The 14,958-nt window shown below is 46.9% G+C and carries 7 protein-coding genes; 3 read left to right on the top strand and 4 right to left on the bottom strand.

What is annotated here, in order from left to right; all coding sequences use genetic code 11:
* Positions 1–12 precede the first annotated feature (12 nt).
* Positions 13–192, top strand: a complete 180-nt coding sequence (locus P2A85_RS09360; protein WP_377478954.1) for a hypothetical protein — start codon at positions 13–15, stop codon at positions 190–192.
* On the opposite strand, the gene P2A85_RS09355 is transcribed toward P2A85_RS09360, so the two are convergent.
* Positions 166–7,800, bottom strand: coding sequence for a hypothetical protein (locus tag P2A85_RS09355; protein WP_377478951.1), 7,635 nt, complete (start codon positions 7,798–7,800; stop codon positions 166–168). The genes P2A85_RS09360 and P2A85_RS09355 overlap by 27 nt on opposite strands.
* Positions 7,801–9,912: 2,112 nt before the next feature.
* Here P2A85_RS09355 and P2A85_RS09350 point away from each other — a divergent pair.
* Positions 9,913–10,926, top strand: coding sequence for a CHAD domain-containing protein (locus P2A85_RS09350; protein ID WP_377481395.1), 1,014 nt, complete (start codon positions 9,913–9,915; stop codon positions 10,924–10,926).
* 932 nt (positions 10,927–11,858) lie between these two features.
* On the opposite strand, the gene P2A85_RS09345 is transcribed toward P2A85_RS09350, so the two are convergent.
* Both P2A85_RS09345 and P2A85_RS09340 read right to left on the bottom strand, forming a co-directional pair.
* The gene (locus P2A85_RS09345; RefSeq protein WP_340519038.1) at positions 11,859–12,098 is read right to left on the bottom strand and encodes a hypothetical protein; all 240 of its coding nucleotides are present in this window, start codon (positions 12,096–12,098) and stop codon (positions 11,859–11,861) included.
* A 44-nt stretch (positions 12,099–12,142) separates the two neighbouring features.
* Positions 12,143–12,586 (bottom strand): hypothetical protein, encoded by a 444-nt coding sequence (locus P2A85_RS09340; protein ID WP_340519036.1) that lies wholly within the window; start codon positions 12,584–12,586, stop codon positions 12,143–12,145.
* Between the two features lie 410 nt (positions 12,587–12,996).
* Here P2A85_RS09340 and P2A85_RS09335 point away from each other — a divergent pair, with 410 nt between their 5' ends.
* Complete coding sequence (locus P2A85_RS09335) at positions 12,997–14,433, top strand: NB-ARC domain-containing protein (RefSeq protein WP_377478948.1); 1,437 nt, start codon at positions 12,997–12,999, stop codon at positions 14,431–14,433.
* A 5-nt stretch (positions 14,434–14,438) separates the two neighbouring features.
* Here the strand turns inward: P2A85_RS09335 and P2A85_RS09330 are convergent, their stop codons facing one another.
* Complete coding sequence (locus tag P2A85_RS09330) at positions 14,439–14,936, bottom strand: 2TM domain-containing protein (protein ID WP_377478946.1); 498 nt, start codon at positions 14,934–14,936, stop codon at positions 14,439–14,441.
* Positions 14,937–14,958 lie beyond the last annotated feature (22 nt).

Here is a 14,958-nt window from a genome sequence, read left to right as displayed (position 1 = left end):
AAATGACAATCAATGGCAAATCGATCAGATCAGGATATTATATTTTTTGGTGATGAGCGATCGATCTTGACCGAACCCGATCTTACAGGTAAAAACTGCAAAAAACCCGGCTTCTTGAAGAAACCGGGTTTTTATCTATTCGATCGCCCTCAAGCAAACTTACAATTACTTCAAGGTAGAAGTGCCACTTAAATCGCTACTTTTTGGTAGCTGAATCGGACTAGGATTCGCATTAAGTAAGAGATCGGCTTCCTTACCAGAAGGATTAGCAATAGGCGCGATCGCACTATTAACACTTGATGCTTTCAAAGGCAGAATTGGCTGACTTTGAGCGCTGGTGAGAGAAGTTAACAAGCTCTTTGTATCGTAGATGAGAATGTCATCGTCGGTTTCGCTAAAGGTCTTCATGGTTGGGATTGAACCGCCATTTAGCAAGATGTCATTCGTAGTATTTTTGGCAGAAGTTGCTGTTGAAATAGCAGGCTTAGTAGCTGTTGTCAACACTGGCTGGCTTGGGATTGCTAGGGTATTATTCGTGCTATTTGACTGAGTAATTGTTGCAGGAGTAGTGGTATTTGACTGACCGATAGATCCAACAGTCGTGTTGTTTGGCTGACTCATTACTGTGGCAGTCGTGTTTGATAAGCCAGTGGTAGAACTGTTATTAATTAGCACATCATCCACGCTATCCTCAACAGGTTCGCCAGTTAAATAATCGACAGGCGAGGGAGTATTGAAAGCTGCGGGAAGCGCGCCTCCGGGAGTGATGGGGATAAACCGAGAACTGTCGATCGCACTAAATTGAGTATCTTTCACCAAAGCTAAATGTTCGCCTGTACTCGCGATGCTAATCAACGCATCGTTAGTATAATCCTCGCTGCCTTGAACAATTTGCAATTGGTCAAAGGTGAGGTCTTGTGAGAGTCCGAAGTAATCGCGATCGCCCTGGAAGTAAACTATATTATCGAGTCCAGAACTAGGCGATAGCACAAATATGTCGGAACTGCTGCCTCCAATCAGCGTATCCTGACCGTTGCCGCCCTTGAGCACGTTGTTGCCTTCGCCGCCGTAGAGGCTGTCATCGCCATCGTTACCGTTGAGGCTGTCGTTGCCGCTGTTGCCGTTCAAGAAGTCGTTGCCATTACCGCCATCCAGGGTGTCATTGCTGCTGCCGCCATCGAGACTGTCATCGCCTTCGTTACCCAAGAGGTTGTCGCTGCCAGCTTCCCCGGTTAGCAAGTCGTTGCCACAACCGCCGTCGAGGGTGTCCTTACCGGCACCGCCCAGCATCGTGTCGTCGTTACATTCACCAAACATCAAGTCGTCGCCGTTGCCTCCGCCCATGAAGTCGTTGCCACCACCACCTGTGAGGGTGTCATCGCCGGAGTCGCCTGTGAGGGTGTCGTCGCCGGAGTCGCCGAAAACCATGTCGTTACTCGCGCCGCCGTCCATCATGTCGGTTTCGTCGCCACCGTAGAGGGTGTCTTCTCCGACTTCGCCTAATATCGTGTCTTGTCCTTGACTGCCAAATATCAAGTCGTTGCCGGCACCTCCAAACAGTTTGTCGTCGTCGATGCTGCCGTCAATTTTGTCGTTACCGGCACCTCCTAATAATTGGTCGTTGCCCGTACCGCCGAACAGTTCATCGTTGCCAGCGCCACCGTCGATGGTGTCGTAGCCGGAACCGCCGTCGATTTTGTCTTCGCCTGCTTCTCCAAAAATCAGGTCGTCGTCTTCGTTGCCCCAAATGTTGTCGTCACCTGCGCCGCCGTAAATCGAGTCGTCCCCTGCTTGGGCCCAAATGTTGTCGCTGCCGTCAGCGCCGAGAATCGAGTCTGCGCCGGAACCACCATCGATGTTGTCGTCTCCAACTTGTCCGAGGAGGGTGTCGGCTGCATCTCCGCCGTGGATTTGGTCGTTGCCGCGGCCGCCATCGATGAAATCTCGGTCTTCGCGGCCGTAGAGTTCGTCGTCGCCGTCGTTGCCCCACAGGGTATCGCTGCCGGTACCGCCGTCGATGAAGTCGTTGTCGTCGTTGCCTTCGAGGCTGTCGTTGCCGGATTGACCGAAAATGCGATCGTCCCCTTCACCACCTGCTAAGGTATCGTTGTTCGCGCCGCCATCGATGTAGTCGTCGCCACTGTTGCCGTCGGCGAAGTCGTTGCCGTCATTTCCGAAAATGCGATCGCGCCCTGCACCCCCAGTCATGCTATCGTCGTCTGCACCACCTTCTAAGTAGTCGTCGCCATTGTTACCGGAGAGGGTATCTTTGCCGATTTGACCGAAAAGTCGATCGCGCCCATCGCCACCATCCAGGCTGTCATTGCCAGATTCGCCCCACAGTTCGTCATCTCCGGTTTGTCCAAACAGCGTATCGTCGTTATCTCCACCCCACAGTTGGTCGTTATCGGCATTGCCTTCTAAGAAGTCGTTGCCTTGGCGACCGTATAATTTATCACTTCCCTCATTGCCGGAGAGAGTATCGTTTTCGGTACCGCCGTCCAGAATGTCATCACCACTGCCACCGGCGAGAATATCGCGGCCGGCTTCTCCTAACAGGCTGTCATTATCTTCGCCGCCGTCGAGGGAGTCGTCGCCGTTACCGCCGAACAGGGTATCAGTTCCCGATTCTCCCTGTAAGATGTCCGCGTCGTCTCCTCCCCACAGGGTGTCGCTATCATCGCCGCCGAACAGGGTGTCGAGGCCGGCTTGACCGTAAATGCGATCGCGCCCTTGATTCCCCTGAAGCAAATCATTGCCGGAACCGCCATCAACCATGTCATCGCCGCTGTTGCCGATAACGGTGTCGTTGCCGACTTGTCCGAACAAACTGTCGTTATTTTCGCCGCCGTCCAGGATGTCGTTACCGTCGCCGCCTTCCAGGGTATCGTTTTCAGTACCGCCGTCGAGAGAGTCGTTGCCGAGTTCGCCAAAAAGTCGGTCTGTTCCTGAGTTGCCTTCCAGGATGTCATCGCCACCGAAGCCGTAGAGAGTGTCGCTGTCAGCTTGACCGAACAGGGTATCGTTGCCTTCGCCTGCTAACAGCGAGTCGTCGCCGGCACCGCCTTGCAATAAGTCGTTGCCAGCTTGACCGAACAGGGTGTCTTTGCCGTCGCCGCCGTAGAGGTTGTCGTTGCCTTCTGCTGCATCGAGGAAGTCGTTGCCAGATTCCCCAAATAGGTTGTCGTCACCTGCTTTGGCTAATAAAGTGTCATCGTCTTGGCCTCCCCAAAGTACGTCGTTGCCATTTCCGGCGTCGAGGAAGTCTTTGCCGCGATCGCCGTAAAGGGAATCATTGCCTTCCGCTGCATAGAGGATGTCGTTGCCAGATTCTCCAAACAAGTTGTCGTCTCCAGCTTGGGCGAATAAGGTGTCGTCATCTTGACCACCCCAAAGAATGTCGTTGCCACTTCCGGCGTCGAGAAAGTCTTTGCCGCGATCGCCGTAAAGGGAATCATTGCCTTCTGCTGCATAGAGGATGTCGTTGCCAGATTCTCCAAACAAGTTGTCGTCTCCAGCTTTGGCTAATAAAGTGTCATCGCCTTCACCTCCCCAAAGTTGGTCGTTGCCGATTCCAGCATCCAGGAAGTCTTTGCCGTCGCCACCGTAGAGGTTGTCGTTGCCTTCGGCTGCATCGAGGATGTCGTTACCGCCTTCCCCAAACAAGTTGTCATCGCCTGCTTTGGCTAATAAAGTGTCATCGCCTTCACCACCCCAAAGTTGATCGTTGCCGATTCCAGCATCGAGGAAATCTTTGCCATCGCCGCCGTAGAGACTATCGTTACCTTCGGCTGCATAGAGAATGTCATTGCCATCTTCGCCAAACAAGTTGTCGTCGCCTGCTTTGGCTAATAAAGTGTCATCGCCTTGGCCTCCCCAAAGTTGGTCGTTGCCAATGCCAGCATCGAGGATGTCTTTGCCGTCACCGCCGTAGAGGTTGTCGTTACCTTCGGCTGCATCGAGAGTGTCGTCGCCCGCTTCCCCGTAGAGGTTGTCGTCGCCTTCTTTGCCGAGGAGGATGTCGGCATCGTCGCCACCGTAAAGTTGGTCGTTGCCGAGGCCTGCATTCAGGGTGTCTTTGCCCGTACCGCCGTAGAGGTAGTCGTTGCCAGTTCCGGCGTCTAGAGTGTCGTCGCCTGCATCGCCTCTGAGAGTGTCGTTGCCGGCTTCGCCGATGAGGGTGTCTTTGTCGTCGCCGCCGGAGAGTTCGTCGTCGCCGAGACCGCCGTAGATTAGGTCGGTGTCTCCTTCTCCGTAGAGTTTGTCGTTTTCGCCTTCGCCGTAGATGGTGTCTTTGTCTGCGCCACCGTAGATGTAGTCGTCGCCAGCGCCACCGTAGAGTAGGTCTTTGCCTGTTTCGCCAAAAATCGTGTCGTTGCCATAGCCAGCGTCTCCTGCCACGGTGTCGTCATCGCTACCGGCGTAGATTAAGTCGTCGGCATCGCCACCTCGGATGTAGTCTTGACCGGCTTCACCGTATAGTGTGTCTCGGTCTTGGTTGCCGTAGATGCTGTCGCCGCCGTCGCCGCCGTAGATTAAGTCGTCGCCGAATTCGCCGTAGAGTTTGTCGTTGCCACCGAGTCCGTAAATGCGATCGTTCCCAGCATCGCCAGTGATAACGTTAACGCTATCGTCGCCGGTAATATTATCGTCATGGCGAGAACCGACGACGTTTTCAATGCCAGTAATTTTGTCTTGGTCTCCCCAGCCGTCGGTAGCATCGCCTGTTTTTAAGTTGACAGTAACGCCGTTCGGGTCGCGGCGGTAGCTGAGAATATCGATGCCTTCTCCACCGTAAAATGAGTCATTGCCGGCATTGCCAATTAATAAATCGTTGCCTTCTAATGCCCAAATTCGGTTATCTTTTTCGTTGCCAATTAGGATGTCTTCAAAGCGAGTACCGATGATGTCTTCTAAGTTTCTCAAAGCATCGGTATTGCCAAAACCGTCTTTTCCAGTACCAGCAGCAATTTCAAAATCCCGTTCGAGTTCGGTATAATATTCGCTGGGATTGACATCAGTAACGAATTCTTTGAAACGTTGCTTGGTGTTAGTTTCGTAGTCGCTATTTTCGTCAATATTAACGATAACGCCCTTGGGAGAATTGATGTAATTAACGAGATCAACTCCTTCACCGCCGTCAATTAAATCATCACCGATTTCTCCGATTAACGAGTCATTGCCAGTACCGCCAAATAATTCGTCATTCCCTGCGTTGCCGTTGAGAGTGTCATCGCCGGCTTGACCTAAAAGTACGTCATCATCGAGGCCGCCAAACAGAGTATCTTTGCCGTCACCACCATCGATGTAATCTTGGCCTTGACTACCGAAAAGATTGTCATCGCCAGCTTGTCCGTAAATATCATCGTCATCGGCGCCACCATCAATAATGTCTTGGCCGTCGCCACCTTCCAGCCAGTCATTGTTTTCGTTGCCTTGGATGATGTCGTTGCCGCCTTGTCCGTAAATTCTGTCATCCCCTGTATTGCCGAACAGCAAATCTTGGCCGTTGCCACCATCGATGAAATCATCATCGGCGTTGCCTTCTATGGTGTCGCTGCCATCTTGTCCGTAGAGGATGTCGTTGCCTTCATTGCCTTGGATGAAGTCGCGGCCGCTGCCACCTTCGGCGTAGTCTTCGCCCGTGTTGCCTTGGATGATGTCGTTGCCGGATTGGCCGTAGAGTTTGTCATCGCCGCTGCCTCCGATGAGAGTATCGTTGTCGCTACCACCGTCGAGGATGTCGTCGCCATCTTCACCGAAAAGTTGGTCGTTGCCAGCTTCGCCGTAGAGTAAGTCGGCATTTAATCCACCGTAAAGTTTGTCTTGGTCATCGCCACCATATAAAGTGTCGTTTCCGGCTTCTCCTTTTAGCAAATCATCGCCTTGTTCGCCTCGTAAATCGTCATTTCCGGTGCCACCATCAAGAATATCTTTGCCTGTTCCGCCGTAAAGAGAATCGTTGTTTTCTTCTCCTTTTAAATCATCGTCTCCTTCTTCGCCGTAGAGTTTGTCTTCACCTTGGCCGCCGTACAAGGAATCATTTTCGGTGCCGCCGTAGAGGGTGTCGTTGCCGTTTTGTCCTCGGAGGTCATCCGCGCCTTGTTCGCCTCGGAGGTCGTCATTGTCATCGCCGCCGTAAGCTGTGTCATTACCAGTGCCACCGTAGAATGTATCGTCTCCTTTTTGTCCCCAAAAAAGGTCGTTTCCGCCTTGGCCGTAGAAGATATCGGTGTAGTCACCGCCAGTCACTGTGTCAGGAGAGGAGGAACCGCTTATAATTTCGATATTTCCCAGAGTGTCTACAGTTTTCTGGCCTTTTACAACAAAGCCATCTTCAACTTTGTAAACATCGGAACCAGCAACTTTTTCTGCCCAAACTTTAATGCCAATTGGACTGCTGAAATAACTAGCAGTGTCAGTTCCTCCTCCACCATCTAAAAAGTCGAAGCCAGAGTCACCGGCCAACAAATCATTACCAAAATTCCCACGCAAAACATCATTTTTGTCATTGGTTGGATTGTTAGCTTTTCCACCGTTGATTGTGTCATCTTGATCGCTACCTTCAATGAAATCACCATGAGATGTACTTTGATTTTGAAGATTATTAGTCACTAATTTCGGAAAATAATAGCCTTTTGGATGTAACTTATCAAAGAACTCCTCGAACTTGTCTTTTACATCTTGTCGCTTTAGATATCCGTGTTCTTTATCAGATCCTAAGTCGTGATATTTGATTGTACCGATAAGTGGAGCAAAATTAGTCCAATGTAGTGCTTTGAGAGCATGATTTAGTTTTGCCCCATAATCATTGCCAAACTGTCCTGCTTGATATCTTAGTTGTGTAATTGGATCGGCGTTGTTTGGATCTGAACCTCCTGTTGGAAAAAGTTTAATTTCATACTGGTTGTTTGGAGATACAGAAGAGTAATTGGTTGGCGAACCAAGAGATACCACGTTAATGCGGTTAGCAAAAACTTGAAACTCGGCTTTTTTTTCTAGTAACCCATCCTCAATAAAGAAATTTCCTTGGGAATGAGGAACAAAAATCACGGAATTATTCGGTTGAGAAAGATTCAATGGATTTTGTTTTAACCAGTTAATAGCATCCGTTGTCCAATCGTCATTAACTTTTGTACTAACATTTGAAGTGTCTTCGTACAAAAACTGGATGAGAGCTTCTACTAGATCGCTTTGAGGTGAAACTCCGGTACGATTAGAAAAACCTGCTATATCACCGTGTTTGCCTAAGAATTTTGTCAGGTTTTCTCGATCAAAATCTTCTAAAGTAAAAAGACGAGGAACTTTACCTATTTTGTAGGGATTTTGGATAATCTCTTCAGCTTTTTCATAAGCCTTATAAATATCCTTAAATTCTTCATAGCTAGTTTTGTAAGCATTATAATTACCCCTCAAAGGCGGTACTGTAAAGTGAAAACCTTCTCTTTTGTCTTTGTCATATAAAAAGTCAGCGATTAATCCATCGTAGTCATATTTAAAGTCTTTGACAGCAGGCTGAAAGAGATTTTGTGAAAGTATTCCGTTGAAATTGTCATAATTTTCCCCAAGTTCTTTACCGTCTGATTCCGATGGATTTCTGACTCCTTGAAATAAGAGTGAATCCATGATTGTATCCGGTTGCCAAATACCTAAAGTATTACGAACATCAGGTTCTTGATCGTTGGTAAAAGCTGTGTCTGTAACGTTAATACCGTTAACAAATATAACTTTGCTTTGACCGCCTTCATCAATGAGTTGCTTGAGAACAGCTTTGAAATCAAAATTAGGAGTAGTAGCCATGATATTTGTCCTCGCGTGGTAGATACAAACTGTTTTGAAAATTGACAAAGCGATTCTATCGACAAGCCCGATCGCACTTTCGTACTCTCTAACTGCCGTAGAGTGAAAATAGACTAAACCAACATCGGAAGAACCCCTTTCCCATATCCCTTGGGAATTTGGTTCGGATGCGCGATCGGGAATTTACGGGCGATGCGACTTTTGAATAAATCTCAACAAGTGCGATGAACCTCGTAATTTCCCTTCTGTTTATTTATCAGGGTGAACTCAGTGGTTTTATGCAAAACTCTACGGTTTTTTTTGTAAAGTTTTGTGAACACTGGTGGAAGTACGGAACAACGGGTGTTTTCGGGGTTTAAGGGCGATCGCGATCGCGCGCTTTCCCACAATCCGCCGGGGAATTAATTCCCCGCCTCATAGCTAAAGTCCTCTGAAAGAGGACTGAAAGACTTTTTGAGGACTTACGCGCGATCGACAAACCTCTGCGATTGCTTCACTTCGTTCGCAATGACATCAATACGTTGTTCGTAATGACATCAATACGTTGTCTGTTTGGTTTTGGTTGGGGCCGTTCTTCAGTCCTCTTTGAGAGGACTTTCGCTATGAGGCGGGGGTTTAAACCCCTGCCGGACTGCGGAATTACGAGTTCGCCCCTCAAGCCTTTTTGTCCTTCCTATTTACTTATCAGGGTGAGCTCAGTGGTTTTATGCAAAACTCTACGGTTTTTTTTGTAAAGTTTTGTGAACACTGGTGGAAGTACGGAACAACGGGTGTTTTCGGGGTTTAAGGGCGATCGCGAATCACCCGTTATCCCCAGAGTCCGGCAGGGAATCAATTCCCTGCCTCATAGCCCAAGTCCTCTGGAAGAGGACTGATAAATTCCGCAGTCGGCGACCGACGACTTTGGCTATGAGACGGGGGTTTAAACCCCTGGCGGACTGCGGGATTGACGAATAATCCCGATCGCCCCCACAGCCTTTTGTTGTTCCTATTTGTTTATCGGGGTGAACTCAGTGGTTTTATGCAGAAATCTCAAATTTTTTTTGTAAAGTTCTGCAAACACTGATGAAAGTACGGAACAACGGGTGTTTTCGGGATTTAAGGGCGATCGAATCACCCGTTATCCCCACAGTCCGGCAGGGAATCAATTCCCTGCCTCATAGCCCAAGTCCTCTGGAAGAGGACTGATAAATTCCGCAGTCGGCGACCGACGACTTTCGCTCTCTCGACGGGGGTTTGAACCCCCGGCGGACTGAGGGATTGACGAATAATCCCGATCGCCCCCACAGCCTTTTGTTGTTCCTATTTATTTATTGGGGTGAACTCAGTGGTTTTATGCAGAAATCTCAAGTTTTTTTTGTAAAGTTCTGCAAACACTGATGAAAGTACGGAAAAACCGGTGTTTTCGGGATTTAAGGGCGATCGAATCACCCGTTATCCCCACAGTCCGGCAGGGAATCAATTCCCTGCCTCATAGCCCAAGTCCTCTGGAAGAGGACTGATAAATTCCGCAGTCGGCGACCGACGACTTTCGCTCTCTCGACGGGGGTTTGAACCCCCGGCGGACTGAGGGATTGACGAATAATCCCGATCGCCCCCACAGCCTTTTGTTGTTCCTATTTATTTATTGGGGTGAACTCAGTGGTTTTATGCAGAAATCTCAAGTTTTTTTTGTAAAGTTCTGCAAACACTGATGAAAGTACGGAAAAACCGGTGTTTTCGGGATTTAAGGGCGATCGCGAATCATGCCCTTGGACTACAATCCGGCTCTTAATCAATTCCCCGCCGAGAGAGCCGAAGTCCTCTCAAAGAGGACTAAATCACCTCTTGAGTCCTCTTTGAGAGGACTTTCGCTCTCTCGACGGGGGTTTGAACCCCCGGCGGACTGAGGGATTGACGAATAATCCCGATCGCCCGATCGATCTGGCTGTTAACACCAAAGGGCGATCGCCCCCACTGCATTTTAGTGAGAAATTGTCAAGGGTTTTATATTAAGATTTATGTGGGTGCGGAGTCATAAATTTTGGTTGTGTGCTAGGATGTAAACCCTTTATTACAAAAGCTTTGAAATCTAAATTAAAGCCGATCGACACTCTGGAATCTACATCTACCATGAACGTAAAAAAAACAGCTAAAGTTAAAACTCAAGTTAAGACTCTCGGAGACGCTGCTGCTGGGGCGATCGAGAAATATTTCCACAAAAGTATAGCCCACGAAGCTGAAGTTATCAAAGACAAAGATGCCGAAGAACTTCACCAAATGCGAGTCGGAATGCGTCGTTTGCGATCGGCTGTGACTGGTTTTGCTCCAGTTTTAGATTGGCCAAAAGAGGCCAAAGAGCACAAAATTGGTAAAGTGGGACGGATACTGGGAACCCTCAGAGATTTGGATGTGATGCTCGACAGTCTCCAAAACCGATATTACCCGAATTTGCCGGCTGAAGAACAGGAAGTTTTGGATCGAGTGTTGTTGAATTTGCTCAAGCAGCGACGGCGCGCCTTGAAAGGGGTGAGGGCGGTTTTAGGACACAAAAGTTATCAATTGCTGAAAAAGGCGATCGAAAATTGGTTGGAAAAACCGCAGTTTCAGGCGATATCGAATTTGCCAATTGCTGAGGTTTTGCCAGATTTACTGTTACCTCAAGTTAGTGAATTTTTCCTGCATCCAGCTTGGCTGTTGGGCACGGAATATCTGGATGGGAAAGTTAAAGTTTGTGATGATTTGAATGCTGAGGCTGTCGAGGAAAAGTTGGCCACAGAGGGAACTATTCTGCACGATTTGCGGAAGCAAGCTAAGCGAGTTCGCTATTTGATGAATCTGTTTGGAGAATTTTACGGCGAGACTTATGAAGCTTATGTAGAGGATGTGAAAGCTATTCAAGAATGTTTGGGCGATATTCAAGACAGTGAAGTTTTAGGCGATTTTCTGACAGATTTTGTGGATAGCGAACTGCAAACAGAGTTGCCGATACTTGCTGGAATTTTATCACAAAATCGCTACGCAGCTTGGGGAAAATGGCAGATTTTGCAGCGCAGGTATTTGAATTCGGAAACTCGTCAAGGTTTGCGATCTGCTTTAATTCATCCTGTAGTTGAAGATGCTGCTAAGATAGAAGCGCCGCACTAATTTTAGGTTTTTCGGGCGGACAGAATGCGATCGGCTGCGGGGAATAGAAGCCGGACACGGCAATGCCGTGTCCCTACAAATATGGCCTACAATAACAGATATTCGTAGGGAAACAGCACTGCCCATTGGTGACAACAATCGCCTGAAAGCCATGATAAATCTCGCTTTCACCCCAGTCTAGATCCCCCTAAATCCCCCTTAAGAAGGGGGACTTTGGGAAGATTCCTGTCCCCCCCTTAAGAAGGGGGGCTAGGGGGGATCTAAGTTTAATAGTCAACTAGATCCCCCTAAATCCCCCTTAAGAAGGGGGACGAAAGAGAAGATTCCTGTCCCCCCCTTAAGAAGGGGGGCTAGGGGGGATCTAAGTTTAATAGTCAACTAGATCCCCCTAAATCCCCCTTAAGAAGGGGGACGAAAGAGAAGATTCCTGTCCCCCCCTTAAGAAGGGGGGCTAGGGGGGATCTAAGTTTAATAGTCAACTAGATCCCCCTAAATCCCCCTTAAGAAGGGGGACGAAAGAGAAGATTCCTGTCCCCCCCTTAAGAAGGGGGGCTAGGGGGGATCTAAGTTTAATAGTCAACTAGATCCCCCTAAATCCCCCTTAAGAAGGGGGACGAAAGAGAAGATTCCTGTCCCCCCCTTAAGAAGGGGGGCTCGTTCGGATCTAAGTTTAATAGTCAACTAGATCCCCCTAAATCCCCCTTAAGAAGGGGGACGAAAGAGAAGATTCCTGTCCCCCCCTTAAGAAGGGGGGCTAGGGGGGATCTAAGTTTAATAGTCAAACAGCAGTCTCTGACTGAGTTTAACGTTAAGTTGACACTAATGGGCACTGCGGTGTCCTTCATTGTGTAACTCAATAAAGGTCGATCGCGCTTTGGGAAGGAAAAGGGCGATCGCTCTTTTGCTAATAAGTAAATTTTACTTTTCTGGATTTAGTTGAAAGCAGCCGGAACTAATTTAATTCCTCGTTGATTAGCCAAATAAACTCTGTGTCTGCCGTCACACAATTCGTAAGGATGTGTACCGCGATAGAGAACAATTGGATCGTCTTTATCGTGAAGCAGACTTGATAAAGATTCGGAAGAATTTTCTATAGCGCGTATTTTTGCTGGATTGAGTTCACTCAGATTGGGAACCCTAATATCTGACATCTTTACAGGTACAGTTTCCATGTTATTTTCTCCTAAATTACCTATTTGCAACTAGACAAATTTGATTAATATGACCTCAAAGCTTTTGAGATAGTCTGCTCAAATTTATCACACTCTTGAATTAATTTCATTACAACTTTTTGGAAGTATGACACGTCAATCAAACTGATTTCAGCATTGTGCATGATCGAAAAAGTTTGTCTGTCACTAATCTCTTCTATGCTCCAGAAACCTATTTTATAGTTAGAGTTTTCTTTGAGCATAAGTGTAGACATCCATCCAGGAACATCATTCTGACTGTTAAACTTGACACCACTTGGCACTGAAAACTCTAGCGTTGTGTCATATCGGATGATAAAGAGCGTCTGGGTAGTGCCCGAATTCATTGTAAAGTTGATGATGGTACGCCGATCGTTTATGTCGCTAATGCTCCATCCTAGTTGATTGCAATACCTCTGAATCGTCGAGCGGTAATTATTACCAGAGAATAAATCTAGATCGATTGCCATTAGAAAACTCCTTATCAAGAAAACTTAGAGTAAGCCACAAACAAAAATCCGAGTGCAATTGAAAATTCTCAGTCAAAAATTTATAGACTTCCCCATTCATCTCTCAGGGGCTTCTGGGAATTCGGCATCATAGATCGCGTATATGCCTTTCATGCCTTCGTCTATTCTTTGTACAGTCTCTGCGTTGAATTTAACTGGACTCATATTTACTTTTAGATAATTCAGTATTGTGATTCCATTAGTTATTATTGTTGAGCAAAATCTTTGACTTGTCTAGTCGGAAGATGTCGGAAAATGTCGGCAGTATTACATAATTTTTATTCTCTCGCACGTCGGAGAATATCGAAAAATGTCGGTACAGTCGGAAATTGTAGGATACAATAGCTAAAACCCCCACACCAACCAACTCGATGGACGTTGAAGAAATCTTAAAATTTGCTGACAACCTAGTTTTTGCCAAAACTGGAAAACATCTCAATAATGTGCAAGAGGCTATATTACTTGGTGCTTGGTCAGGTCAAAAATATCCGAAAATTGCAGAAGAAGCTCATTGTAGTGAGGGTCATGCTAGGGATGTTGCCTCGGATTTATGGAAGATACTCTCAGATGTATTAGGTGAAGCAGTTAATAAATCAAATTTTCGTTCCACCTTTAAAAGGTTGCAAATCTCTAATGTTTCATCACCTATTGGAAAACCATTTGTAGGAATTTATAACATCAACGTCTGTACAGATAATTTCCACTCCCCAGAAGTTCCAAAAGATCGATCGCCCTTTTCCACCCCCACCCCAGAAAACACTCAACCCCAAATACGCCAAGACTTAAGAGATGCACCAGATATCAGCTCATTTTATGGCCGCACATCCGAACTCGCCACCCTACAACAATGGATAGTACAGGAAGGTTGCCGCCTAGTCGCAATATTAGGAATCAGCGGCATTGGCAAAACCGCGATCGCACTTCACCTCCTCCCACAAATTCAGCATCAATTTGACTATATAATTTGGCGAAGTCTAGGCACATCTCCAACTCTCGAAACTACCCTGAAAAGCCTAATTAAATTTTTATCTAATCAATTCCCACCCTTAGCAAGGGGGGGCGAAGGGGGGGTTTTGCCAGCCAGCACTGATGAACTGCTATCGTTGTTAATGGAAAAATTGCGATCGCACCGTTTTCTCATCATCCTAGACGACGTACAAACAATTCTCAGCAGCCGACAACTAGCAGGCAATTATCGACCTGAATATGAAAACTACAGCACCTTATTCAAACTGATCGGATCGACTGGCCACAACAGTTGCTTAATCCTAAATAGCTGGGAACCGCCTAAAGATATTGTCGCATTAACCAGAGAAAGCACCCGCGTTCGCAGCTTAAAACTCGACGGCTTAGGTGCAGCAGCAGGCGAAATACTCCGAGAAAAAGGTTTACTTGACGAATCCAAATGGGAATCCTTGATTAACATTTATCGATGCAATCCTTTGTGGTTAAAAATAATTGCCGCCATGATTCAAGAATTATTTAGTGGCAGAGTTGCACAATTCTTAAAATATGATATGCTATTCTTGCCAGAGGAATTGAAAGCAAGATTGCAGCAGCAGTGCGATCGCTTATCCGAGTTAGAGAAACAAGTGATGTGCTGCATCGGTAATGAAATCGAGCCAGTCTCAATTTCTCAAATTATCGAGAATGTCCAATTATCGCCATCGGAGTTATTCAATGGGCTGCAATCTTTGGGAGGTCGAGCATTAGTAGAAAAACAAGAACAAGATAATCAAACGCTTTTCACTCTATCGCCAGTAATCAGACAGTATGTGAAAACCGAGTATTTTTGCGATCGAACATGAACTTCTCAAGACTGTAACCACTTCATAAACTTATCCGTCGCAGTACCAATAGACTCTCCAACTTGTTTTTTCAACCGCCACCTTTGAAAAGCCTGTTCGTAATCTTCCCCTTCAGTTTGATAAACATTCCAAGCATTCAGCGACAATCCCAATCCCCACGTTAGTAGAATGAAAAGTGACCAAGAAAGTTCATGAGATCCTGCTAGATTTAGCAAAACTAAAAAACCATTGATAATGCCGTATTTTGTCAAGTTTTTCTGCAATTTGCGACGGCGATAAGTATTAAAAGACAGTTTTTCCGAAAATTCCCCTCTATTCGCTAGCCATTGTTGTTCCGCCGCCACAATATCCTGTTCGGAAATGCCCAATTCCGCTGCAATCTCGAACAACTGCACTCGCGAAAGTTCTCCGTTTTCCTGTTTTTGGGCGATCGCAATTTGCAGAATAGCTTGAGCATCCTCTGAACCGTAAACTTGACTTATTTGACTGTCATTAGTTGCCATAACGAGTTTCCGATAATTTCCG

It is taken from the genome of Microcoleus anatoxicus (genome assembly GCF_042465725.1).
Taxonomy (GTDB): domain Bacteria; phylum Cyanobacteriota; class Cyanobacteriia; order Cyanobacteriales; family Microcoleaceae; genus Microcoleus; species Microcoleus anatoxicus.
This window is presented reverse-complemented; position numbering and strand designations above follow the sequence as displayed.

What these genes read in the sequence shown, in the direction of transcription:
- P2A85_RS09350 (WP_377481395.1), top strand. Translation starts at nt 9,913, where the DNA reads ATGAACGTAAAAAAAACAGCTAAAGTTAAAACTCAAGTTAAGACTCTC.
- P2A85_RS09355 (WP_377478951.1), bottom strand. Translation starts at nt 7,800, where the DNA reads ATGGCTACTACTCCTAATTTTGATTTCAAAGCTGTTCTCAAGCAACTC.
- P2A85_RS09345 (WP_340519038.1), bottom strand. Translation starts at nt 12,098, where the DNA reads ATGGAAACTGTACCTGTAAAGATGTCAGATATTAGGGTTCCCAATCTG.
- P2A85_RS09335 (WP_377478948.1), top strand. Translation starts at nt 12,997, where the DNA reads ATGGACGTTGAAGAAATCTTAAAATTTGCTGACAACCTAGTTTTTGCC.
- P2A85_RS09360 (WP_377478954.1), top strand. Translation starts at nt 13, where the DNA reads ATGGCAAATCGATCAGATCAGGATATTATATTTTTTGGTGATGAGCGA.
- P2A85_RS09340 (WP_340519036.1), bottom strand. Translation starts at nt 12,586, where the DNA reads ATGGCAATCGATCTAGATTTATTCTCTGGTAATAATTACCGCTCGACG.
- P2A85_RS09330 (WP_377478946.1), bottom strand. Translation starts at nt 14,936, where the DNA reads ATGGCAACTAATGACAGTCAAATAAGTCAAGTTTACGGTTCAGAGGAT.